The organism is Flavobacterium sp. NRK F10 (assembly GCF_024054235.1).
Classification (GTDB): Bacteria; Bacteroidota; Bacteroidia; order Flavobacteriales; family Flavobacteriaceae; genus Flavobacterium; species Flavobacterium sediminis.
The window spans coordinates 1,132,044-1,155,860 of sequence record NZ_JAMXLC010000001.1; the positions used below are offsets into that span (position 1 = coordinate 1,132,044).

Annotated in this window: 19 protein-coding genes and 1 tRNA gene; 7 read left to right on the plus strand and 13 right to left on the minus strand. The window is 35.4% G+C overall.

All coding sequences use genetic code 11. The annotated features are described in order from the left end of the window. Positions 1–37: 37 nt before the first annotated feature. The 3 genes from NHF50_RS05260 to mce form a co-directional block, all read right to left on the minus strand. The gene (locus tag NHF50_RS05260) at positions 38–1,330 is read right to left on the minus strand and encodes a hypothetical protein (protein ID WP_252775290.1); all 1,293 of its coding nucleotides are present in this window, start codon (positions 1,328–1,330) and stop codon (positions 38–40) included. Positions 1,331–1,437: 107 nt separating this feature from the next. After that, positions 1,438–1,514 (minus strand) — tRNA-Ile (locus tag NHF50_RS05265). Between the two features lie 51 nt (positions 1,515–1,565). Further along, complete coding sequence (gene mce / locus NHF50_RS05270) at positions 1,566–1,967, minus strand: methylmalonyl-CoA epimerase (RefSeq protein WP_109568673.1); 402 nt, start codon at positions 1,965–1,967, stop codon at positions 1,566–1,568. Positions 1,968–2,085: 118 nt separating this feature from the next. On the opposite strand from mce, the gene rbfA reads away from it, so the two are divergent. Both rbfA and NHF50_RS05280 read left to right on the plus strand, forming a co-directional pair. After that, complete coding sequence (gene rbfA, locus NHF50_RS05275; protein ID WP_109568674.1) at positions 2,086–2,478, plus strand: 30S ribosome-binding factor RbfA; 393 nt, start codon at positions 2,086–2,088, stop codon at positions 2,476–2,478. A 1-nt stretch (position 2,479) separates the two neighbouring features. Further along, positions 2,480–3,676 carry an ABC transporter permease gene (locus NHF50_RS05280; protein ID WP_170108172.1) on the plus strand — a complete coding sequence of 399 codons (1,197 nt, stop codon included), beginning with the start codon at positions 2,480–2,482 and terminating at the stop codon, positions 3,674–3,676. Positions 3,677–3,744: 68 nt separating this feature from the next. Here NHF50_RS05280 and rpmA read toward each other — a convergent pair whose 3' ends face one another. Together rpmA and rplU are read right to left on the minus strand one after the other, a co-directional pair. Beyond that, positions 3,745–4,005, minus strand: coding sequence for a 50S ribosomal protein L27 (gene rpmA / locus NHF50_RS05285; protein WP_109568675.1), 261 nt, complete (start codon positions 4,003–4,005; stop codon positions 3,745–3,747). 31 nt (positions 4,006–4,036) lie between these two features. Further along, positions 4,037–4,654 carry a 50S ribosomal protein L21 gene (rplU, locus tag NHF50_RS05290; RefSeq protein ID WP_252775291.1) on the minus strand — a complete coding sequence of 206 codons (618 nt, stop codon included), beginning with the start codon at positions 4,652–4,654 and terminating at the stop codon, positions 4,037–4,039. Between the two features lie 184 nt (positions 4,655–4,838). On the opposite strand from rplU, the gene NHF50_RS05295 reads away from it, so the two are divergent. Beyond that, the gene (locus NHF50_RS05295) at positions 4,839–6,164 is read left to right on the plus strand and encodes a pitrilysin family protein (RefSeq protein ID WP_109568677.1); all 1,326 of its coding nucleotides are present in this window, start codon (positions 4,839–4,841) and stop codon (positions 6,162–6,164) included. Between the two features lie 7 nt (positions 6,165–6,171). Then, positions 6,172–8,223, plus strand: a complete 2,052-nt coding sequence (locus NHF50_RS05300; protein WP_109568678.1) for a pitrilysin family protein — start codon at positions 6,172–6,174, stop codon at positions 8,221–8,223. Between the two features lie 51 nt (positions 8,224–8,274). Here the strand turns inward: NHF50_RS05300 and NHF50_RS05305 are convergent, their stop codons facing one another. Then, a complete protein-coding gene (locus NHF50_RS05305; RefSeq protein ID WP_109568679.1) occupies positions 8,275–9,144 on the minus strand; it encodes a DMT family transporter in 870 nt (289 codons plus the stop codon). Between the two features lie 96 nt (positions 9,145–9,240). Here NHF50_RS05305 and NHF50_RS05310 point away from each other — a divergent pair, with 96 nt between their 5' ends. Continuing rightward, positions 9,241–9,627: a heavy-metal-associated domain-containing protein gene (locus NHF50_RS05310; protein WP_252775292.1), complete on the plus strand. Its 387-nt coding sequence runs from the start codon at positions 9,241–9,243 to the stop codon at positions 9,625–9,627. A 52-nt stretch (positions 9,628–9,679) separates the two neighbouring features. Here the strand turns inward: NHF50_RS05310 and gldD are convergent, their stop codons facing one another. From gldD to mutY, 4 genes are read right to left on the minus strand one after another with little or no spacing between them, the layout of a single operon-like run. Beyond that, the gene (gldD, locus tag NHF50_RS05315) at positions 9,680–10,249 is read right to left on the minus strand and encodes a gliding motility lipoprotein GldD (RefSeq protein WP_109568681.1); all 570 of its coding nucleotides are present in this window, start codon (positions 10,247–10,249) and stop codon (positions 9,680–9,682) included. Continuing rightward, positions 10,249–11,544 (minus strand): gliding motility-associated protein GldE, encoded by a 1,296-nt coding sequence (locus NHF50_RS05320; RefSeq protein WP_109568682.1) that lies wholly within the window; start codon positions 11,542–11,544, stop codon positions 10,249–10,251. Before NHF50_RS05320 ends, gldD begins: the two co-directional genes overlap by 1 nt. A gap of 22 nt (positions 11,545–11,566) precedes the next feature. Then, positions 11,567–12,010: a single-stranded DNA-binding protein gene (locus NHF50_RS05325; protein WP_109568683.1), complete on the minus strand. Its 444-nt coding sequence runs from the start codon at positions 12,008–12,010 to the stop codon at positions 11,567–11,569. 40 nt (positions 12,011–12,050) lie between these two features. Then, the gene (mutY, locus tag NHF50_RS05330; protein ID WP_252775293.1) at positions 12,051–13,088 is read right to left on the minus strand and encodes an A/G-specific adenine glycosylase; all 1,038 of its coding nucleotides are present in this window, start codon (positions 13,086–13,088) and stop codon (positions 12,051–12,053) included. A 130-nt stretch (positions 13,089–13,218) separates the two neighbouring features. Between mutY and NHF50_RS05335 the strand changes: the two genes are divergently transcribed. After that, the gene (locus NHF50_RS05335; protein WP_109568684.1) at positions 13,219–13,512 is read left to right on the plus strand and encodes an HU family DNA-binding protein; all 294 of its coding nucleotides are present in this window, start codon (positions 13,219–13,221) and stop codon (positions 13,510–13,512) included. 289 nt (positions 13,513–13,801) lie between these two features. Beyond that, on the plus strand, positions 13,802–15,343 hold the full coding sequence (locus NHF50_RS05340) for an Rne/Rng family ribonuclease (protein ID WP_109568686.1): 1,542 nt from the start codon (positions 13,802–13,804) through the stop codon (positions 15,341–15,343). 36 nt (positions 15,344–15,379) lie between these two features. On the opposite strand, the gene pbpC is transcribed toward NHF50_RS05340, so the two are convergent. The 3 genes from pbpC to NHF50_RS05355 all read right to left on the minus strand — a co-directional run bounded on the left by pbpC (position 15,380) and on the right by NHF50_RS05355 (position 23,811). Continuing rightward, entirely contained in the window at positions 15,380–17,746 is a 2,367-nt protein-coding gene (gene pbpC, locus NHF50_RS05345; protein WP_252775294.1) for a penicillin-binding protein 1C, read from the minus strand. Positions 17,747–17,756: 10 nt separating this feature from the next. Then, positions 17,757–23,279 (minus strand): alpha-2-macroglobulin, encoded by a 5,523-nt coding sequence (locus NHF50_RS05350; protein WP_252775295.1) that lies wholly within the window; start codon positions 23,277–23,279, stop codon positions 17,757–17,759. A 91-nt stretch (positions 23,280–23,370) separates the two neighbouring features. Further along, positions 23,371–23,811 (minus strand): nucleoside deaminase, encoded by a 441-nt coding sequence (locus tag NHF50_RS05355; RefSeq protein ID WP_109568689.1) that lies wholly within the window; start codon positions 23,809–23,811, stop codon positions 23,371–23,373. Between the last annotated feature and the right edge of the window lie 6 nt (positions 23,812–23,817).

Sequence of the window (23,817 nt, forward strand, 5' to 3'; positions counted from 1 at the left end):
GGGTGTAAGGCAAAGTGTAAGGTAAAGTGTAAGACACTTATTCTAAATATTTTTTAGTAAGTTCGTTTATTAATAAATCTATATCACTTTTCAATCTGGTATTTTCAATATTCCCTCTTGATAATGCGGTATATAAATCTGATGATTTGATAAGCTTATTTTGTTTATTATAAAATTTTTGGCTTTTTTCAATTGTAAGAGGATTCAAATTATCAAAAAATACTTCAATTGATTTTAAGTAGTAAGCAATGAAAGGATTTGATTTTGTAAACTTCAATTTCAAATCATTCTCACTTTCCTTATAAACCAAAATACTCAAAAAATCATCCTCTGATAATTCCTCTGAATCAAACATTTCAATTTCTTCTGACTTTATATATAAATCAATAAAAAGTTCTATTCTTAAATTTCTTTTTGGTTTAAAATCAGATTTACTAACGTCATCGCCTTCAATAATAATTCTATATAATTTATGATTTATATCTAATGATTTGTATTTTGAGTACAATACTGATACAATACTATTTACTGAATAGCAAATTAATTCAAATTGATGTTGCTTTAAATCTTCTGCTTTTAAATAATAATTGAACAAAGTATCTAATTGTTGAATTAAATAATTCTTAAAATCAGTTTGTTGAGAGTTATTATACACTATTTCCAAACCAGCAGTAGAATAATAATCACTTACAACTTTACTATATTTTGGAAAATCCATTTGATAACTCATGTCTTTTTTCTGAACCCAAGATTCAAAAAATATATTTTCATCCCTATGAAAAATATACCTGTAATCTTTAGTATGGATTGTTTTATATTCATATGATTGGCTTAATCTTTCAAACCCATCACTATATAATAAATCATCCAAAAATTTAAAAGGAGTTAAATCAGAACCTAAATTAAAGTAAATAGATGTATTATGTTTAATTTCAACATTCTCTAATACATCGCTATAGTTTATCTTAATGTATTTAATGATATTTTCTAATTCAAAATTTACATCTTCTTGGTAATCTTTAATGCGGTCAATATTTGATTTGTAATTATTGAGTTTGCTTATTAAAGTACTAATGTAGTTTTCAATTTCAAGTTCATTTAAATTTGAAATTTCTTTAATAACATTATTAACTATCTTTTTCCTTATTTCTTGAAAAAATGAATGAATATAATCTTTTTCATTTGGGTATTCTTCAAAATTCTCTACGCCTAAAATTTCTTTTAAATAAACTTTATCGGAATAGTAATCTTGCTTGAGAATATTCAAGAAATCCTCAAAGTAAATTAAATGAAAAATATGAAGTGGATTATCTGTAAAATTGGATAACATACTTACTTAATTAATACCGCAAAGTAATAATTAAAATTATATGTTTTACCTATGTTTTACCTAAAAAAAAGAAAGCCTCCCAATTGTCTTGGAAGGCTTTGTTTTACTGGTGGTCCCACCTGGGCTCGAACCAGGGACCACCTGATTATGAGTCAGGTGCTCTAACCAACTGAGCTATAGGACCAGTTTTGAGGTTGCAATATTAATACTAATTTCTTTTTGTTGCAAGAAAATTTTAGTTTATTTCCTGACAAAGTTCAACTAGAACTCCATTTGTCGTTTTTGGATGCAAAAAAGCTACCCATTTATTATCCGCTCCCTTTTTAGGTTGTTCGTTTAAAACCACAAACCCTTCTGCTTTTAAACGCTCAATTTCAGCTACAATATCTGTTACATCAAAAGCAATATGATGAATTCCTTCTCCTTTTTTTTCTATAAATTTTGCAATAGGACTATCTTCTCTGGTTGCTTCCAATAATTCTATTTTATTAGGACCATTCATAAAAAAAGAAGTTTTCACCCCTTCACTTTCCACTTCTTCTTCTTTATAAGCCGGCTGCCCGAAAAGCTTCTCAAAAATCAAATTAGACTCTTTCAAGTCTTTTACCGCTATTCCTATATGTTCTATTTTATTCATCTTTTTTATAATTTATTTTTACCTATTATACCAAAACAAATTTGAATTCCTGACTCACAAAAGTAAAACAAAGTTTCAGCACTAAAAAACTAAATTACTTTTTATGTATTTTTGCAGTATGGAAACAAACAGACAAAAAAAAATTGGCAACCTCATACAGAATGATTTGGTTGATATTTTACAAGGTGAAGTGAGAAAAAACGGAATTCACAATCTTATTATATCCGTATCAAGAGTAAATGTCACCTCTGATTTATCGATCGCTAAGATTTTCTTAAGCGTTTTCCCTTCTGAAAAAGGAGCAGAAATCTTAAAAGCAATAAAATCAAACAGTCCCTTAATCAAAAATGACTTAGCTCAACGTGTTAAAAACCAATTACGAAAAGTACCGAACTTAGTTTTCTATATCGATGACAGCTTAGACTACATAGAAAAGATAGATCAAGCACTAAGCGGAGAAGAAAATCCGGTTAAAAACCCTGATCTATTAGCCAAAAGAAAAAAATCATAATTTGAATTTCTCTCTATACATAGCTAAACGGTATAGCATTTCTTTCAGTAAAAGTTCAGCAATCAACTTTATCACCATTATTGCCTCTATAGGCATTATTGCCAGCTCCATGGCTCTTTTTGTTGTCCTTTCTGTCTTTAGCGGCTTACGCGATTTCAGCCTGAGCTTTACCAATGCAACAGATCCTGATTTACGTATACAACCTATTCAGGGCAAAGTTTTAACACTTTCTCCGGAAATTGAAAAAGAACTCCAAAAAAGTACCATCATTGCCGATTTCAGCAAAACTATTGAAGAACGCGTACTTTTTTACTACAAGGAAAAAGAACAAGTCGCTTATATAAAAGGTGTAGACTCAAATTTCAGCAAGGTAACCGACATCAAGCGACATCTTTATGCCGGTAACTGGCTTGAAACCCAATCGAACGAAGTGGTTGTCGGTTCTGAGATAAGCAGAAAATTAAACTTAGGGCTTTTTGATTTCAACAATGCCTTAGAAGTTTACACACCAAAAGCCGGAAAAGGCGCTATTGACAATATAGAAGATGCTTTTACCATAAAAAAACTAGCCCCGACAGGTATTTTCAGTATTAGTGAAGACATTGACAATAAATATGTATTTTGCGATTTAAGTCTGGCTCAAAATTTATTATTCTTCAAACCGAACCAGATTAGTTTTATTGAAGTCAAACTCAACGAAGGCATAAGTGAAGATCAAGGAATTACAGAATTAAACAGAATTTTTAAAGACCAGATCAAGATTAAAAACAGAGCTCAATTAAACGATGCGCTGTACAAAATGCTCAATTCCGAAAATATTGCCGTATATCTTATTTTTACCCTTGTCATCATCATTGCTCTTTTTAACCTGATCGGCGCCTTAATCATGATGATTATCGACAAAAAGAACAATTTAAAAACACTACTCTCTTTAGGGTGTTTAAAACAGGAACTTTCCAGAATATTTTTATACCAAGGTCTGTTAATGACCTTTTCAGGAGGAATAATCGGTCTACTTTTAGGCATTTTGCTTGTTATTTTACAACAACAATTCAGCTTAATTATGATCACCCCTAACTTAGCTTACCCTGTTGTTTTTGAAATACAAAACATAGCTATCGTTATCATCACTATTACCACATTAGGCTACTTAGCCTCCTTAATTGCCAGCAGAAGTATTTCTAAGTTTATAAAATAAACACATATTAATATAAAAAAAGGGCTGTGAAATTTCACAACCCTTTTTTTATCTGTTTTTTACACTTATTAAGCTTCAAACGGAACTACAGAAACATAAGATTTGTTATCTCTTTTCTTTTGAAACTGAACAATTCCGTCAACTTTAGCATGTAAAGTATGATCTTTACCCATGTAAACGTTTTCACCTGGGTTATGTTTAGAACCTCTTTGTCTAACGATGATGTTCCCTGCGATAGCAGCTTGACCACCATAAATTTTAACGCCTAAACGTTTCGATTCTGATTCTCTACCGTTCTTCGAACTACCGACACCTTTCTTATGAGCCATGACGTTTTGATTTTAAAAGTTAATACTCAAATTAAACAGCTTTACCACCGTTTAATTCATCTTGTAATTTCTGTAATTCATCCCACTTCCCGTCAGCAGCTAATTGTGCTTGTTGAGCCCAAGTAGTAGGATCTAAATGTTGTACTTTAGCTTCAGCTACATCTAAAATTTCTTTTACTTTATCAGCAGAAGTTCCAGCTAATTTAGCATAAGTATCTACTCCGGCAGCTACTAACACCTCAGCAGCTTTAGGCCCGATACCTTCAATTTTTTTCAAATCATCTCCTTTTTTAGCAGTAGCTTTTGCTTTTGGCGCAGCAGCTTTTTTAGGAGCTCCTGAAGCTACAATACCTTCAATAATAATTTGAGTCAATGCTTGTCTGTGACCATTTTTCTTTTTGTAACCTTTTCTTCTTTTCTTTTTGAAAACGATTACTTTGTCACCTTTTACATGTTGTAAAACTTTGGCTTCCACAGAAGCACCTTCTATAGCTGGGGCGCCTAAAGTTACTGTACCATTATCCTCTAACAAAAGAACTTTATCGAAAGAAACTTTATCTCCTTCAGCTCCTGTTAAACGATGTACAAAAACTTTTTGGTCTTTGCTTACTTTAAATTGTTGCCCTGCTATCTCTACGATTGCGTACATACAGTATGAATTTTTTTAGTTAAAATTTCAAGTGTGCAAATATACAACTAATTCTTTAATTTCCAACACTTAAAAAATCACCTTGACTACTTTTTGTTAAAAAAGACAAAAAACAGCCCTCTATTGTAACAAAAAATCAGAAATTGCAACTTATTAAAAACGTTTTTTAATTAAATTATAATTTATGAAAAAATCTTTAATGGCTTTGAGTACTGCATTACTACTTGGAGGTGTTACCAATGCTCAAAAGGTAGCATTTGAAGAATATGATTTAGCCAATGGATTACACGTTGTGCTTCACCAAGACAACTCAGCACCGGTAGTCATTACATCTGTAATGTACCACGTAGGAGCTAAAGATGAACAACCGGACAGAACCGGATTCGCTCACTTTTTTGAACACTTATTATTTGAAGGCACTAAAAACATCGACCGTGGAGAATGGTTTAAGATTGTTACAGCCAACGGAGGGCAAAATAATGCCAATACTACCGACGACAGAACATACTACTATGAAGTATTCCCTTCAAACAACTTAGAATTAGCCATTTGGATGGAATCGGAACGTTTGATGCATCCGGTTATCAATCAAATTGGTGTTGACACGCAAAATGAGGTAGTAAAAGAAGAAAAAAGACTTCGTGTTGACAATCAACCTTACGGAAATCTTATTAAAGCCGTAAAACAAAACATGTTTAAAGTTCACCCGTACCGTTGGACAACCATCGGAGAAATGGAACATTTAGACGCAGCGACCTTAGAAGAATTCCAAGCTTTTAACAAAAAATTCTACATTCCTAACAACGCTGTTTTAGTAGTTGCCGGTCAATTTGATACAGCTCAGGCAAAAGAATGGATTGCGCGATATTTCAGTCCTATTCCAAAAGGGACTCCTGTAACCCGCAAGCATTATGAAGAAGCTCCGATCACTGAGTCATTCAAAACCACCTGGGAAGACCCGAACATTCAGATTCCTATGTATGTGGCTTGCTACAGAACACCCTCTATGAAAACACGTGATGCCAGAGTTTTAGACATGATCTCTTCTTACCTTTCTGACGGAAAAAGTTCAAAACTATACAAAAAGTTAGTTGACGATCAGAAAAAAGCATTGCAAATCGGCGCTTTTAACTACAGTCAGGAAGATTATGGTATGTACTTTATCTACAGTTTACCAATGGGACAAACTACAGAAGAAGACTTATTAAAAGGTATAGATGAAGAAATAACCAAACTGCAAACAGAACTTATTTCTGAAAAAGACTATGAAAAACTTCAGAATAAATTTGAAAGTGACTATGTAAACAGTAATGCAAGTGTGGAAGGAATTGCTAACAACTTAGCCAATTACTATTTACTATATGGAGACATCAATCTGATCAACACAGAAATTGACATTTTCCGTTCTATTACCAGAGAAGAAATCAAAGAAGTAGCTAACAAGTACCTAAAACCTAACCAAAGAATGGTTTTAGATTACGTACCTGCTAAGGAAAAAACTCAAAACTAAGACGACAATGAAGAAAATAGTATATATTGCTACCTGCTTATTTTTAACAATAACAATGCAAGCACAAGACAGATCCATGCCGAAACCGGGCCCGGCTCCTACAATTAATATTAAAAATCCTGAAACGTTCACTTTGAAAAACGGATTGAAAGTTTTGATTGTAGAAAATCATAAATTACCCAGAGTTTCTTACACCTTAACTTTAGACAATGCTCCTTATGCTCAGGGCGATAAAAAAGGAGTTGCCGACTTATTGGGTTCCATGTTAGGAAGTGGCACTGAAAACATCTCTAAAGATGCTTTTAATGAAGAGATCGATTTCTTAGGAGCAAATATCAACTTTTGGTCAGAAGGAGCTTCTGCAAACGGATTATCTCGTTATTCTTCCAGAATTTTAGAGTTAATGGCAGATGGTGCTTTAAACCCTGTATTCACTCAAGAAGAGTTTGACAAGCAAAAAGATAAAATGATCGAAGGCTTAAAAGCTGACGAAAAAAGCGTTCCTTCAATTGCTCGTCGAGTTGAAAACGCATTGACTTTCGGTAAAAAACACTATAAAGGAGAATTCGTTTCAGAAGAAACTTTAAAAAATGTTTCCTTAGCAGATGTTAAATTGAACTACAACGAATATTTCGTTCCGGGAAATGCTTATTTAGTGATCGTAGGAGATATTGATTATAAGAAAACAAAAAAACAAGTAGAAAAACTTTTCGGTAAATGGAAAAAAGCAATTGCTCCGCAAATTGCTTACAACGACCCTAAAGACGTTCAATATAGCCAAATCAACTTCGTTGATGCTTCAAACGCTGTACAGTCTGAGATTTCATTAGTAAATCTTTCTAATTTGAAAATGACAGACAAAGACTACTTTGCAGTTTTAATTGCGAACCAAATTTTAGGCGGTGGCGGAGAAGGTCGCTTATTCTTAAACCTTCGTGAAAAACACGGTTGGACTTACGGTTCTTACTCTTCAATAGGAGCCGGAAAATATATCAATAAATTCAGATCAAGTGCTTCAGTACGTAATACTGTAACTGACAGTGCTGTTGTTGAAATATTCAATGAATTAAAAAGAATCAGAACAGAATTAGTTTCTGAAGAAGAACTGAAAAACGCTAAAGCTAAGTACATCGGTAACTTTGTAATGCAGATCGAGAAACCTACAACTATCGCTCGTTATGCTTTAAACAAAGAAACACAGAACTTACCGGATGATTTCTACGAAAAATACATGCAAAACATCAACGCTGTAACTTCAGAGGATGTTCTAAATGCTGCCAAAAAATATTTCTTAGCTGACAATACGAGAGTAATCATCGTTGGGAAAGCAGCAGATGTTTTACCGGGACTTGAGGATTTAAGCAAATCCGCTAAATTACCTATTTTCTATTTTGACAAATATGGTAACCCTACTGACAAACCTGTTGTAAAAAAACCAATTCCTGCAGGCGTAACTGCAAAATCTGTAATTGAGAAACACATTCAGGCTATCGGTGGCTTAGAAGCTCTTAAAAAAGTAAAAAGTGTTATGAGCTTTTCAGGTGCTACTATTCAAGGACAAAAACTTGATATGGTTACTAAATCAGCTCAGGATAAATTCTCTGCTGAGATCAGCATGATGGGAATGACTGTTTCAAAAACCGTTGTGACTCCTAAATACGGTTACACTATTAACCAAGGACAAAGAATGGACATCACAGGAGATGATTTGAAACAAATGCAGGAATCTGCAGGAACTTTCAAAGAGTTAAAACTTTTAAACAACCCTGATATTGAATTAGCCGGAATTGAAACGATCAAAGACAAAGATGCTTATGCTATCAAAAAAGGCGAAACAACATATTACTACGACGTAAAATCAGGATTAAAAGTTGCTGAATCCAGAGAGAAAGAACAAATGGGACAAAAAATGACTCAGTTCACTTACTATGATAATTATGTAGATGTAAAAGGAATCAAGTTTCCGTACAATACGACTTTAAGCGTAGGAATGGATCTTGAATTCACAACTTCTGATGTTAAGATCAATGAAGGGGTTTCTGATTCGGATTTTGAATAAAACTTACTTTTTATACAAACAGAAAAGGGTTTCCTAACGGAAACCCTTTTTTTATTTTCTACTGGAGAAATAGACTCCGATTAACACTACTACAGCTCCGATTATCTGAAGAACGTTCAAACTTTCATTCATAAAAAATGTTCCGAGAAAGATAGCCACAACCGGAATGATATAAGTAACGGAAGAAGCAAAAACCGGTGAAGACAACTGGATCAACTTAAAGAAAATGATATTCGAAATCCCCGTACCTACCATTCCCAAGATCCCGATAAACAACAAGGAAGTCTGTACTTTCGGCTGATCTGCGATCAAAAAGAAATCTGAAAAATACAATACCAGAATAGCGGGTATTATCATAATTGAAAAATTCCCCACACTAATGGTCAACGGATGCAAATCTGAAAGATACTTCTTTATCAGATTTACATTGGTTCCATAAAAAAGTGAAGCCAGAACTATCAGTACGGCATATAAATAATTTTCTGTTGTTCCGTGATTATTTCCGAATAATACCAATAAAACACATCCTAGAAAACCTAAACCTACACCAAAAAACTGTCTTCTCTCTACCGGAATTTTAAAGAACAGCAAGCCTACCAAAAGCGTGTTCAGCGGAGTAAGTGAGTTTAAAATAGAACTTATGGATCCGTCAATTTTTGACAAAGCCATAGCAAACAGAAAAACCGGAACAAACGTTCCGCATAAAGCTGTTAAGGCTATATATTTCCATTTATAGGATGGTATTTTCTTTAAATGATTAAAACCGATCACTAACAAAAACAATCCTGCAAAAATGATCCGCAACGAACCTAGTTGAATCGGATTTACGCCTTTTAAACCTAATTGCATCAGGATAAATGAGCTACCCCATACGCACCCCAAGAACCCTAACAAATACCACTTTAAATTATTCTTTCCCATACCTTTTTTTTAAGGTTCAAAATTCTAACTTTATTTTTAAATACGGTTTTAAATTTTGTATTTTTGTCAATAATTCATGTTAAACCTCAATTTGTTATGAAAAAAATAAAAGTTTTTTCCCTAATAATCCTTTCTGCTATAGCTTTAACAAGCTGTAAAAAAGAAAACGAAGAATCTGCCAAAGTTCAAGTAGCCGAAACTACAAAAACAGAAACTCAAAATGACGTTCCGGCAAAAGTTGAAACAGCTAGTTTTACAATTGACGGTATGACTTGCGAAATAGGTTGTGCTAAAACAATTGAAAGTAAACTTTCCGGTCTGGAAGGTGTAGAAGAAGCAAAAGTAAACTTTGAAGAGAAAAAAGCTACTGTTGTTTTTGACGCTAACAAACAATCTGCTGAAAGTTTAAAATCAACTGTTGAAGATGTAGCCGGCGGCGATACTTACACCGTAAGTGATATTCAGGTAACTCCGAAAGCATAATGAAAATTTATTTCTAATAAAAAAGCCTCTGTATAAAACAGAGGCTTTTTTATTATTCTTTCCATTCAACAGATTCCATAATCCTCCTGATATCGTCCTTGACATAACTGGCTGCAGGTAAAATAGAATCAAAATTAGGTTTTGCATAGAAATACATACTGCCTACTAAAAAGTTCTTTGTACTATCCGTAACATAAAACTGTGCATTTGTAGCTGCATTTCCTCCGACTTCCGAAAACATACCGTATACCTTTTTTTCTGAATTTATATAGGGTTGCGTACTGATCTCATCTGCTTTAATGGCATGTTCGTATGTTAGTTTTTGAGCATCTCTCAATAAGTCTTCTACATTTCCTTCAACTTTTTTATACGTAACATATATTGTTGCTTTCATTTTAGGATAATGCAGTTCAAAAGAACAATTCTCATTTCCTTTTATTTTTGTTTCATTATTAACGTCAAAAGTAAAAGGACAACTACCTTCTAACTTCCCGTAAACAGGATTCGGATATTCCAATCGCAATTGCCCTTGCGGTTTAGGCAAAGTGTCTTCACCACAAGATTGTAAACCTAAAAAAAGCAGAATCAATATAATTTTTCGCATAATACTCTTTTTCAACATTACGATAACGTAACTTTAATCTGTTTTATTCTTCGCTTATCTAAACTCTCAATTGTAAACAAGTAAGATTCAAATGAGATTTTCTGTCCTTTTTTAGGAAAATTACCGGATATCTCTAATATAAATCCGGCTAAGGTTTCTGCCTCTCCTTTTGCTTGTTCAAATACTTCTTCATCAACCTCTACAATTCTGAAAAAATCTTTCAGTCCTATCTTTCCGTCGAACACATAATTTTTATCATCAATCTGCGAATACACCAAGTTTTCATCGTCAAACTCATCGCTTATATCCCCAACAATTTCTTCCAAAATATCTTCCAGAGAAATCAAACCGGAAGTTCCTCCGTATTCATCTACCACAATGGCTAAGTGATTTTTCATTCCCTGAAATTCTTTCAACAAGTTATCCAGTTTTTTATTCTCAGGAACAAAGAACGGTTCTCTGATCAGACTTTGCCATTTAAAATCTTTCTTTTCGTCTATATAAGGAATAAGGTCTTTAATAAAAAGAACGCCTTCTATCTGATCGACACTTTCTTTATACACCGGAATACGAGAGTATCCTTTATCTATGATTTTCGGTAAGACTTCATCAAAAGTTTCTTCTATATCCAATGCGAAAAGGTCAATACGAGGACTCATTACCTGACGTACTTCCGTATTCCCGAAAGAAACAATTCCTTCCAACAGCTTTTGTTCTTCTACCGTTGTTTCTTCCTGATTGGTCAACTCTAAAGCCTGAGAAAGCTGATCTACCGAAAAATTTGTTTTTTGAACACTAAATTTCTTTTCTATATACAAGGTGATATTTCGCATCGGAATGGCTATTGGTGCCAGAACTCTGAACAATAGAGAAACCGGAATTAAAACCATTTTAGCAAAAGTTACATTATTTCTATTAGCATAGATCTTCGGTAACACTTCCCCGAAAAGCAATATCAGGAATGTAACGACAACTACTTCGAGTACAAAACGCATCACAACCGAATGAACACTTCCAAAAAGCCTTTCGCTAAAAGAAGAAAAAATAATAACTACACCAATATTAATGAAATTATTAGCCACTAAGATCGTAGCCAATAACTGCTTGGGTCTGTTAAGTAATTTAGTAACCTGATTGCCTTTATTTGTATCCTCATGCTCTAAATCATCAATATCTTTCTGTGAAAGCGAAAAAAGAGCTACTTCAGAACCGGAAATAAAAGCTGAGCAAATAAGCAGAACGAAAACAACTAACATTCCGGTTAGCATTTCAAAATCAATAGTAGAAAAAAAACTGGAAGGGTCCGAGTCCAAATTAGTACGTATTAGTTAAACATTAAAAAGGTAAATCGTCATTACCTAAATTTTCGTCGTCAAAATTACTATTTTTCGGAGATTCCTGTTCATTAGACTTTAAGTTTTGTCTGTTTGCATCAGGATCTTTTTTAGTAGTCAGAAAAGTAAACTCTGTAACCTGAATCTCAGTGGTATATTTGGTATTACCATCTTCAGCCTGCCATTGTCTTGACTTAATACGACCTTCAATATAAATTTTATCTCCTTTAGAAAGATATTTTTCACAAATTTCAGCAGCTTTATTACGCACTACAATATTATGCCATTCTGTAGATGTAATTTTCTCTCCTGTTGTTTTATTAATATAAACTTCATTGGTTGCCAACGGAAATCTGCCAATACAATTTCCTCCGTCAAAATAATGCATCTTCACTTCGTCTCCCAAATGTCCTATTAAAAGTACTTTATTTACTGTTCCGTTCATGGCGTATATTTGTGTTAGTATAAATCAAATATAGTATTTTTTAGAATACCGTACTAAGGTTTGCTATAATAAAATTATGCAACACTATAGGAACAGGCAATTTCAAAAGCGCTTCCGGTTCGATCGCATTTTTTACTTCTGTATGCAATTGTACCTGAAAGAAACGAATGTTCAAATGTTGATGTGATAATTTATGAATCACTGAGGCTCCTTCAAAAAAAACAGAAGTTGCTCCCTTATACTTTTCCGCTATTTTATTTTTCACTTCAGTTATCGGGATCTCTTTTTCTGTTTCGACTAACGGAAATTGATACAAGTTATGCCAGATTCCTTTAGATGTTCTCTTTTCGACCAAAAAGTTCCCATTAACATCCGTTACTATTAAATAATTAAAGTAGCGATCTTTTATTTTTACTTTCTTAGACTTTACCGGCAACGCCTCCACTCTTTTTCGTTGCAAAGCAAAACAGCTTTCATTTAAAGGACAAACATTACAATCCGGATTTTTAGGCACACATTGCATTGCCCCGAATTCCATAACCGCCTGATTGAACAAAGCCGCTTTCCCTTTGGGTAATAAACTGTTTGCCAATTCCTGAAATTCTTTTTTAGTTTTCGACTGGGCAATATCTGATTCAACACCAAAATAACGTGCCAGCACCCGGAAAACATTTCCGTCTACAACTGCCACATCTTCATTAAACGAAATAGAAGCTATCGCAGCAGCCGTATACTCCCCCACTCCTTTTAATTTCAGCAATTCTTTATAGGTATCCGGAAAATTACCTTGCAACTCCTTACTAATATATTTAGCGGTAGCGTGCAGGTTACGCGCTCTGGAATAATACCCCAGTCCCTGCCATAGTTTCAAGACCTTTTCCTCACTCGCTTCTGCTAAATCATGAATTACAGGAAAAGCCTCTGTGAAAGCCTCATAATAAGGCATTCCCTGGGCTACTCGGGTTTGCTGTAACATGATTTCAGAAAGCCAAATATGATACGGATTTTGCGTTTTTCGCCAAGGCAAGTCCCGTTTGTTTTGTAAATACCAATTAATTAAAGAGTTAGAAAAATTCATTTTTTACAATTGAAAAACAAAATTATAACTTTAACATTTAAAATTTAATCAATTAAGGTTGATTTATTGTTTTTTTAATTTGTATATTTGCACACTCTAAAAATGAACATAAAAATTAATACGAAAGAAAATGACGAAAGCAGATATCGTAGCGAAAATTTCTGAAAAACTAGGTCTTGAAAAAGCAGATGTTCAAGCAACAGTTGAATCTTTCATGGAAGAAGTGAAAAATTCATTAGAAACAGGAGACAATGTTTACTTAAGAGGTTTCGGAAGCTTCATCATCAAAACAAGAGCTGAAAAAACAGGAAGAAACATCTCTAAAAACACTACAATTAAAATTCCTGCACACAACATCCCTGCATTTAAACCCGCTAAAGTTTTTGTTGAAGGAGTAAAAACAAAGACTGAAGTAACCGTATAATTATTTATTAATCTAAACCAACAAAGTTATGCCAAGTGGTAAAAAGAGAAAAAGACATAAGGTAGCAACTCACAAGCGTAAAAAGAGAGCGAGAGCTAACCGTCACAAAAAGAAAAAGTAGTATAATACTACTTTTCTTTTTTTAAAAGTTCTTTGAAATGGATCGATCACGTGATCGATTCTCGGGTAAAATACCTGTAAAAAAATGTTTAATCCATCCTTGCAGAAGTTAATGACTAGTGTAACAAACGCTTTGTCAGATGCTAATTCACGGATAAAAATGTACTGCATGAACAAAGAATTAATTATTCGTTCCAGTTCCGGTGCCGTAGATTTTGCCTTATTAAAAGATGGAAAACTAATAGAATTACACAAAGAAGAGGAAAAAGGAACCCAATTTCAGGTTGGTGATATTTTTATCGCTAAAATAAGAAAACCTGTTCCCGGCTTAAATGCCGCTTTTGTTAATGTAGGTTACGAAAAAGATGCCTTTCTACATTATCATGACTTGGGACCTAATCTGACTTCTTTGATGAAATTCATTAAACTTGTAAGCGCAGGTAAATTAAAAGACTATTCACTCAAAAATTTTCCTTTTGAACCTGAAATTGATAAAAACGGTGCTATTGCTGATGTACTTAGTGCCAATCAATCTATTTTAGTGCAAATTGTGAAAGAACCCATTTCGACTAAAGGACCAAGAATTAGTTCTGAGATCTCTTTAGCCGGAAGATATGTCGTTTTAGTTCCTTTTTCAGACAGAGTATCGGTTTCTCAAAAAATCGTTTCCAAAGACGAAAAAGAGCGTTTAAAACGTTTAGTTCTTTCCATTAAACCAAAAGGATTCGGCGTAATTGTCCGTACGGTAGCCGAAGGCAAAAAAGTAGCTGAACTTGACCGTGATTTATTAAACCTCATGGATCGTTGGTCAGCTATGTGCAAAAGATTGCAAACGGCTCATCACCCGTCAAAAGTTCTTGGTGAACTCAATAAAGCATCTTCTATTTTAAGAGATGTATTTAATGATACTTTCACCGGAATACATGTTGACGAAGAAGAATTGTATTTACAAACGAAGGAGTATTTGCAAGAGATAGCTCCGGATAAAGTGTCTATCGTAAAACACTATCAATCAAAAGAATTACCTCTTTTTGAGAAATATCATATAGAACGACAGATAAAAACGTCTTTCGGCCGAACTGTTTCCATGAGCAAAGGAGCATACCTTATCATTGAACATACTGAAGCTTTACACGTAATTGACGTGAACAGCGGTAACCGTTCAAACAAAGCTCAAAGCCAGGAAGAAACAGCTCTAGAAGTAAACCTAATTGCTGCCGCTGAAATTGCGCGCCAATTAAGACTTCGGGACATGGGCGGAATTATTGTCGTCGATTTTATTGACATGCAAAACGCAGAAAATAGAAAAAAACTATATGACTTCTTAAAAGAAGAAATGAGTGACGATAAGGCTAAACACAAAATCTTGCCTCCTAGTAAATTTGGTTTGATACAAATTACTAGACAAAGAGTCAGACCAGAAGTTCACATTAAAACGAGAGAAGAAGACCCGAATGAAAACGGGGAAATTGAAGCTCCGATTTTATTGATCGACAAAATAGAAGCTGACCTGGAAAGAATTACAAAAGACCACAAAAAGGTTGTATTGAATACACATCCGTTTGTGGCAGCATACCTTACAAAAGGTTTTCCATCCGTTCGTTCAAAATGGTATTTTGAACACAAACGTTGGGTGAAAGTTATACCTCGTGACGCTTACACGTATTTAGAATATCATTTCTTTGACAAAGAAGGAAATGAAATTAAATAACTTAAATCCGTTATTCTTAATTGAGTAACGGATTTTTTATTTTCCACTACTCCTTTCAATCACTATTCGCTGTTTAATTTCATTGCCATTTTCATCTACAACAGTGACCCAATGCAATCCGTTTGAAGCTATTAAAGGTTTCTCATGAAAGGTTCTGGTTGTCCCTAAAAACTGATCATCAATATACCAGAAAAGCTCCACATCCGGATTGGAATGTGCCACTTTTAAAATCACGGGTTGTTCGATTCCGTTAAAATCTTTTGTCAAAATAATTTTAGTGAATTCACTCGGATAAATAAATGCCATTCTCGGTTTTGCATTAGCATCCTTACAATCGTCGCGCAACGGTGGCACCGGAATATAATCTACATGCTTGCTTTTATAATACCACTCCATAACCGGAGGTAAAATAAACCACGATTTAGAAACTATATTCTCTATCTTTTCACAATTGCTATTTACCGTATACTTCAAACTCTTATCTAAATGGATCATCTTATGGTACGGACATGTTTCCGTTTTCCTAGAAGTTCTCGGGATCCATTGCTCTATGGTCGGACAGTTTTCCTGTGCTAAATAGCCGGATTGCTTACAAACCATTACTTTCTCCATATCATTGTATGGCTGATTAAACCATTCCCCTCTCGGTAACGTCCTGAAAACATCAAACAAAACCGGAGCAGCACTTTCCACACCTGTTAATAACGGCCGACCTTCTCCTGTGGCATTACCTACCCAAACACCAACAACATAATCCGGATTTACTCCTACAGCCCACGCATCCCTACCGCCAAAACTGGTTCCGGTTTTCCAGGCAATTTCCAAAGAAGAATCATAAAAACGCCATGCTTCATCTCCTTCCGGTCTATTTACCTCTTTCATAGCATTAAAAGTTTGCCAAATAGCTCCTGCTCCGTAGCTATTCTTTTCCCTTTTTTCTTTTCCGAAATCAATTGGTTTATTCCCGATATATTGAAGCGCGGTCATTTCATTACTTCTGTACAAATCCTGCGTTTGTGTAAAATGATTCAGGGTTGAAGCCATATACGCATACGCTCCACACAAATCCCATAAACTGGTTTCTGCACCTCCTAATATCAATGATAGCCCATAATGAGAAGGATGTCTGTTAATATGATGTTGTTTTAGTTTTTGCAGCTTTTCATAAAAACGATTCACTGAATATTCTTTTAACATAAGTACTGCCGGAATGTTTAAAGAACGTGCCAGAGCTCTGCTTGCCGGAACAGCTCCGTCATAAGTATAATTATAATTCTGTGGCGAATAGCCGCTGATCTGCGTCGGTATATCAGGAACCAATGTATGTGACAGCAACTCTCCTTCGTCTAACATCGCTGCATACAAAAAAGGCTTCAAAATACTACCGGTACTTCTGGGTGCCTGAATTACATCGACATCTTTTTGGTGTTCTTTATCTGTTGGCGAATTCCCCACATACGAAAGCACTTTTCGGGTTTTGACATCAACTACTACAACTGCCATATTAAAAACCTTATTTTGCTTATACACATTATAATACTGTGCAACAATTTCATTAACTCGCTCCTGTAGGTTATAATCAATAGTTGTGGTTATTTTTTGCCCTCGTTTTTCCTGATTGATCTTTTCCGTCAAATGCGGAGCTATTTTAGGTATGGCATAAGGCTTTTGAGGAAGCGGTTCCAACAAGGCCAAGTCATACGTCTCTTTATCGATAATTTTTTCTTGCCAAAGCTTATGCAACAAGCGATCTCGTTTTTGCAATAACAGTTCCTGATTTTTACCGGGATAGATCAACCTTGGCGCATTAGGTAAAACGGCCAAAGTTGCGGCTTCTGCCCAGGACAATTGATGCGGTTGCAAACCGAAATACCGCCAGGAAGCCATTTCCAAACCTACAACATTCCCTCCGAAAGGCGCATGCGAAGCATATAGATTCAGGATTTCATCTTTAGAATGTCGCGACTCCAAACGAGTAGCCAAAATGACTTCAAAAAATTTTTCAAGATAACTTCTTTCCGCATTTTTTCTATATAGACGAATAACCTGTTGCGTTAAAGTACTTCCGCCCCGAACTACTTTTCCGGCAGCTCTATTCTGTTGGAAAGCATGTAGCATGGCTACCGGATTGAACCCGATGTGCTTGTAAAAATATTGATCCTCAAATGCAACAATACATTGCCTGAATTTATAAGGTACACTGTCACTTTCCGGAAAACGCCATTGCCCGTCATTTGCAATTTTGGCTCCCAAAAACTGTCCGTTACTACTTTCAATAACTGTTGCATACGAATCCTTAAACAAGGTTCGGGGCAACGAAAAATAATAAACTACCACAAGAATAATCCCTATGGTAGTTTTAATTTTATGACGTTTGAAATACGCAAAAATCTTATTTTGCATTTAATTCCGTTTATTCATTTACAATGGTAATCCACTGTCCTTTATTTCTGAAAACATAATTATCATCATACATGGCTTCACATTGGATTCCCGGCAAATAGTAAGTTCCCAAATAAGAAGCATTTAACAATACTGTAAACGTTTTGCTTTCTCCTCGTTTTAATCCGAAATAGAATTGCGTCCTATCATCACGTATATCAATATAATCGGCTTTATTTTCTGCAAAACTTCCGAAATCTGTAAAACGTGAATTTACAATTTCGAATCCGGAAGGGAATATCTGTGCCAAAGCTACATTTTGAATAGCTTCCGTAGCTGTATTTTTAACTGTAACCTGAGCAACAAGTTCTGTTCCTTGCTTCACATTTGATAAATTGACAGCTTCTCCGTTTCTAGTCTTATATGCTATTTGAGCTGATAAATTTTTCTGCATCTCACGTTCTCGTCCCATTGGTAGCACACCTGAATTCAAGACTCTGACATACAAAGTAGCATTTCCTGTATTTTTCAGGCTTACACTATACTCCCCTTGGTTTACCACTAATTCTTTTTCCAGTACTGATTTTGTCGTAGTCAGTTTTTCCGTTTTTCCATTAAACGTCACATTACAATTAACACCTTTACTCCCATTCTTTATAGCAAATTTTGACATAGCATATAAAGAGTAAGCCGTGGTTTGTGTACTCATATAATATCGTCCGGATAAGTGTTTTGCCAAAATATTTGCAGTCTGGAATGCTTTGGCTTTATCATCTACCAACAAATATGTTTCCAATAACATTGCTCTGTTTCGATCTTCTGAACCATAGTAATAATAGTAGTAGCGATTTTCATCATTTACAGCATTCCAGTTTATGGAACTCATAATTTTTTGTGCCGTTGCTTTTTGACCTGCTAAAGCGTAGGCTGCTGCCAAACGCAACTTAGAATCAGTTGATATACCAACGGTTTCTCGCAATCGGTTCATGGAGGCCAGATCGGCTTGCCCGACTACTGCCAGAGTATACAAACGGTATGCCTGAGCAAAATCATTATGAAAATCAGTATTGTAACGCCATTGTTTAGCTTGTTTTTGCTGGAATGCGATCCATTTTTGTTTGAAACCGATCGGTAATACAAAACCTTTTTTCTCTGCTTCCATCATAAACTGACCGGCATAAGACGTCCCCCAATCATTAGCTGTGCTATTTCCCTGCCAATACGACAATCCCCCACTAGCTAACTGAAAACGACCCAAGCGTTGAATTCCTTCATTGATGTTTTGCTGGATTTTTTGCTTTTGACTATCGCTTACAGCTACAACATCAGCCAGATACAGTTGTGGAAATACACTTGATGTGGTTTGTTCCACACAACCATGCGGGTATTGGATCAAATATTGTAATCTTCTACCAAAATCGATCGTCGGGAATGAAGAAACTTCAACCCCCGCTTTATTGGTTCCGGCAACTCCGAAAGTAGACCAATTGATCTCTTTACTTTCATTCGGTTCCAATACTACATCAACAAAATCATTGGTTAACGGATTCGGATTTTCCACATCCAATTCCACTTCATACGTTGCTTTTTGGCTACCGGACGTGGCAATTACTTCTAACTTAGCAATTCCGATCTTATCTGTGGCTTCCAGATCAAAATACACCATTTTTTCATCCGGTGATTCAAATGAAACACTTTTTTGTGATGCTCCCTGAACGCTTAAGAAACTGTTCGTTTTAATCTGCACAGAAACATTTTTAACCTTATTTTCCATAGCGAAGACCGTGATCGGTAATGTGATCTTCTCTGTAGGAGATATTTTTCTCGGCATTGAGGCCAAAACCATCAGCGGGTTTTTAACCGGAACTGTTTTTTCTGTGCTTCCATATGCATCTTCCTGAGCATTTCCGGCTACAACCATTGCTCTAACCGAGCCTACGTAGTTAGGCATTGTGAAATGATGCGTTGCCTTTTGACCTTTTTCCAGTTTAAAAGGTCCTTTATAAATAATTACCGGTTTAAAACGGTTGGCTTTTTTAGCTTTGCTTCCGCCTAAATCTTCATCACCACCTATACTGAATATCTGATTGATCTTCCCGCCATAAGCTCCGATCACATCGTCATAAATATCCCAAGTACGAACGCCAAGTGCTTGTTTTGCATAAAATTTATCCCACGCATTAGGTGTTTTAAATCGGGTTAAGTCTAATAATCCTTCGTCTACAATAGCAATTGTATAGGTCATTTCTCTTCCGAACTGCTCACTTACCTTTATAGTGGCTTCTTTTTCCGGGCGTAGCACTTCTGCCATTTCAATCTGCGGTTTCAAAACGGTATTTTTATCTATAACTTCGATAGGTAAAATTCCGTACATGCGGATAGGAGAATCGTTCTGCGTTGAGGCATGCGGCTTGAGCAATGAAATATGGATGTAAACATTAGGCGCCATTTCCGGAGTTATTTCCACCTCTACTTTAGTTTCTCCTTTTGTGGTATTTGCCCAAAGTGTTTGCACCACTTTTGAACCATTTTCAAAAGACAATAATGCACGCCCGCCTTCACTCGAAGGGAAAGACACAACGGCTTTTTCGCCTACCTGATAATTTTCTTTATCTGAGGTAAAGACCAGCATGTTTGCAGTTTCTCCATTTCCGGATTTCGATTTCCCGGACCAGATAGGCCAGTCAATAATTTGAGTTGTACTGGTTGCATGACCTCCCTCTTCATCAACAACCCGAATTAAATAGCGTCCCCAATCTTCTTCAGGTACTTCAAACTGAAAGGAAGCTTTTCCTTTAGCATCAGTATTGACCACAAAGTTTTTGTAAGCTGTTGTACTACTCGCCGAATTGTATTTCGCTAAATCATCATTTGACGAATTCCACCACCACCGCCAGTCGACTTTATATACCCGAACTTCTAAATTCTTTACGGCTTTTGGTTTGCCCTTTTCGGAAAGCGTTATGATTTCAAAGCGATTCTTTTTCCCGGTTTCCAGCATACCATATTTATTGGTTTCCGGACTTTTTAAACCTACATACGTTTCATAAGGCGAAAAATGAGCCGTAACGACATCGGTACTGAAATCCCCTCCGTTTTCATAGGCTTTGGTTTGAAAAACCACTTTTAGTTTTCCTGGTGACTGACGGTTCACTTCTGGCTGAAGTGTTACATTTGCCAAACCTGTTTGGTCTACTTTTCCGGAATACACATTAACCTCTTCCGTATAAAACTTTCGAACGTCGTCATCAAAATCGTATGGAGCATATCCTTTGAAAGTAGTTTTTTCTTTCATGAATTTTGCCTGCATTTCTACTTTTAAATTCTTAGCCGGTGCTCCGTGCAGCCAATTTACCTGAACGGTTCCTTTATTAGGCTGATTGCCATAAATCTGAGCATCATTGAAACTGTTCTTTATTTTTAAACGATTCGGCTTGATGGTTTCAATCTTAATGGATTTATAGAAATTAGCCCCGCCAATGCTGATCTTTGCTTCCCAGTTCCCTGTCAAGTCACTCGGTTTAGTAGCTACATCAAATAAATAATGATTATTCTCTTTGTATTTCTGAACTGTCTGATACATTAATTTCCCTTTGGGATCTGACAAACGGAACTTGATCGGGTGTTTTCCGGCTAATTTACTTTCGTTATCATTAAGCATAAAAGCAATATGCAGGGTATCACCCGGACGCCAAACGCCCCGTTCTCCATAGATATACCCCTTTAACCCTTTTTGCAGGGTTTCGCCACTCACATCAAAATTACTAACAGAAAGAGATTGTCCTTCGTCTAAACGAACATACGTAGTATTGTTATTTTGTGTCACTACAGCAAAATAAGCATATTTCTCAAGGTCAATTTCTGCCCAACCTTTATCATTCGTTTGTACCGTTCCTAATTTTTGCTGTTGGAAATTATACAAATCGATTGTTGCTCCGGGTACCGGTTCTGTAGTTACAATATTGTTTACGGCAAAGAAATAAGAACCATTCTCGCCTCTTTTAGCAATTACGCCTAAATTTGTAGCTGCAACATTAGTTGCAATAGCTTTTCTGTAATAGTATGAATTGGTACATGGATCTTCTCTTTCTGACCAGTTGTAATCATCATAATAATAGTCGTCTTCATAGTAATAATACCCTCCGTCATTTCTTCTGACTTCTTCATCCTGCTCTTCAGTTTCTTCCTGATTTTCTTCTTCAACAGCTCCGCATTTGTAAAGTGAGTATTTTTTATTGAAATTTAATTCGACTCTGTAAATTGCCCCCGGATCTGGATTAACGATTTTAGACAAATCTAAAGCGTACGTATTCCATTTGCTGTAATTGGTCAGATTATTTTTTTTGAGTATTATTTTCTGTTTTGCAATTGGTCCGGCTACTTTTCTGAGATTATAGTTCCCGTTAAGTTCGTTATCTTGTAAGAACTGTAACACGTTATTTTTATATATCTTATATACTTTAACATCTACCGCACTTAGGTTAACAGCCTCGAAATTGATCTTCAGATTATCGGAACTTGGCAAGATCGTCCCGCTTTTTACAAAACGAACGCTTGGTTTTAGCTGTTCGAAAGCTATTTTTTGCGAAAAACTTTGTTTTAACTTGTAACCGTCTTCACTTTGAATTCCCTGAAAAACCTCAACTAACAACTCTCCTTTTAACGGTTCGTTGAAAAACACTTTCAGTAAATTTCCGGCTGTGGCAAATTTCAGATGACTTGCCGATTCCACCTGTACCAAACCATCAAAATCCTGATTTTTCTTTAACGGATCGGAAAAATTCAGTAGTAAAACCTGTGTATTGCCGTCTTCTACTTCGCCACTTAAAACTGAAAAATTGTTTTTCCCGGGAATGTCTATTGCTGTTTCTCCTTTTTGTTTAATGTCAAAATCCTTGCCATCCCAAGCTATTTTTATCTTAGAATCGTCTTCAAATCTTTTAATACTATCGACAATGAACTTAAATTCACGGGCATTACTCAATTCCTTGTCCAACTTGATTTTCAACTTAGCTCCATCCTGTTGCACTGCAATCAACTGTGTTACTTTTTCTAAAGGAAAATTATCACTAGTATTGATTGTTCCGTTCAAATAAAAATAATCTTTACTGTAAGATTGTAAATCCTGAAAATTAACAACAAAGTCCTGCTTGATCGTTTTTAGCGAAAAATTGAAGGTTTCTAACTCACTCGGAACGTCTTTTAGCTTTTCTAAATGAAAACTAACTTTGTATTCCTGATCGTTCTTTAATGGTGAAGCCGGCACAAAAGCTACTGTATTTGCAGACAAAGCCACTACTTTTCCATCAACTGCCGGATTTATGGTAAATAATTTACTATCCAATTTTGTTTCAGGTGTCCAATCGGGTATGTCAAATGCGAGAACAACACGAATATCGTCGTGAGCAGAAATTAATCCGGAACTGAAATTCTGGATATATTCTTTGAACAATCCGTAATCGGAATTAAATTCCTTATTTGATTTGGAACAAGAAATAATTAACAAAAATGCTAACGCAAAGAGCCCTTTTAAAAGCGTTTTAATTTTAATCATGGCGGGATGGATTATAGATGTTTTTCGTACTTACAAAAATGATGCAAAAATCACCTTAAAGATATTGTTTTTTTACTAAAAATACGACAGTTTATCTTTTAGTTCTAAAAAAAGCACGTAGTAATAAGGCACACTCGTTTTTTAAAACGCCTCTGACTACTTCCGTTTTCGGATGCAGTTGTGTTCCCAGCTTCATAAATCCTCTGTTTTCATCGGCCGCGCCGTACACAATTTTAGAGATTTGGCTCCAATAAAGTGCTCCTGCACACATTTGGCAAGGTTCAAGTGTTACATATAGCGTACAATCTTTAAGGTATTTTCCTCCCAGATAATTTGCGGCACTTGTTATGGCCTGCATTTCGGCATGTGCCGTAACATCGTGAAGTAATTCGGTAAGGTTATGACTTCGGGCTATTACTTTGTTATCTATTACAATAACGGCACCAACAGGTATTTCTCCTTTTTCAAAAGCTATTTCGGCTTCCATCAAGGCTTTTTTCATGAAATATTCGTCGGTAAAAATATTTTCCATAGCCAC

Bases quoted from the DNA above. Each gene is read 5' to 3' on its own strand.
- NHF50_RS05295 (WP_109568677.1), top strand. From the start codon at position 4,839: ATGAAAAAATCTTTAATGGCTTTGAGTACTGCATTACTACTTGGAGGT.
- NHF50_RS05325 (WP_109568683.1), bottom strand. From the start codon at position 12,010: ATGAACGGAACAGTAAATAAAGTACTTTTAATAGGACATTTGGGAGAC.
- pbpC (WP_252775294.1), bottom strand. From the start codon at position 17,746: ATGCAAAATAAGATTTTTGCGTATTTCAAACGTCATAAAATTAAAACT.
- NHF50_RS05355 (WP_109568689.1), bottom strand. From the start codon at position 23,811: ATGGAAAATATTTTTACCGACGAATATTTCATGAAAAAAGCCTTGATG.
- NHF50_RS05340 (WP_109568686.1), top strand. From the start codon at position 13,802: ATGAACAAAGAATTAATTATTCGTTCCAGTTCCGGTGCCGTAGATTTT.
- rplU (WP_252775291.1), bottom strand. From the start codon at position 4,654: ATGTACGCAATCGTAGAGATAGCAGGGCAACAATTTAAAGTAAGCAAA.
- mce (WP_109568673.1), bottom strand. From the start codon at position 1,967: ATGAATAAAATAGAACATATAGGAATAGCGGTAAAAGACTTGAAAGAG.
- NHF50_RS05260 (WP_252775290.1), bottom strand. From the start codon at position 1,330: ATGTTATCCAATTTTACAGATAATCCACTTCATATTTTTCATTTAATT.
- NHF50_RS05305 (WP_109568679.1), bottom strand. From the start codon at position 9,144: ATGGGAAAGAATAATTTAAAGTGGTATTTGTTAGGGTTCTTGGGGTGC.
- NHF50_RS05350 (WP_252775295.1), bottom strand. From the start codon at position 23,279: ATGATTAAAATTAAAACGCTTTTAAAAGGGCTCTTTGCGTTAGCATTT.
- NHF50_RS05335 (WP_109568684.1), top strand. From the start codon at position 13,219: ATGACGAAAGCAGATATCGTAGCGAAAATTTCTGAAAAACTAGGTCTT.
- rbfA (WP_109568674.1), top strand. From the start codon at position 2,086: ATGGAAACAAACAGACAAAAAAAAATTGGCAACCTCATACAGAATGAT.
- mutY (WP_252775293.1), bottom strand. From the start codon at position 13,088: ATGAATTTTTCTAACTCTTTAATTAATTGGTATTTACAAAACAAACGG.
- gldD (WP_109568681.1), bottom strand. From the start codon at position 10,249: ATGTTGAAAAAGAGTATTATGCGAAAAATTATATTGATTCTGCTTTTT.
- NHF50_RS05310 (WP_252775292.1), top strand. From the start codon at position 9,241: ATGAAAAAAATAAAAGTTTTTTCCCTAATAATCCTTTCTGCTATAGCT.
- NHF50_RS05300 (WP_109568678.1), top strand. From the start codon at position 6,172: ATGAAGAAAATAGTATATATTGCTACCTGCTTATTTTTAACAATAACA.
- rpmA (WP_109568675.1), bottom strand. From the start codon at position 4,005: ATGGCTCATAAGAAAGGTGTCGGTAGTTCGAAGAACGGTAGAGAATCA.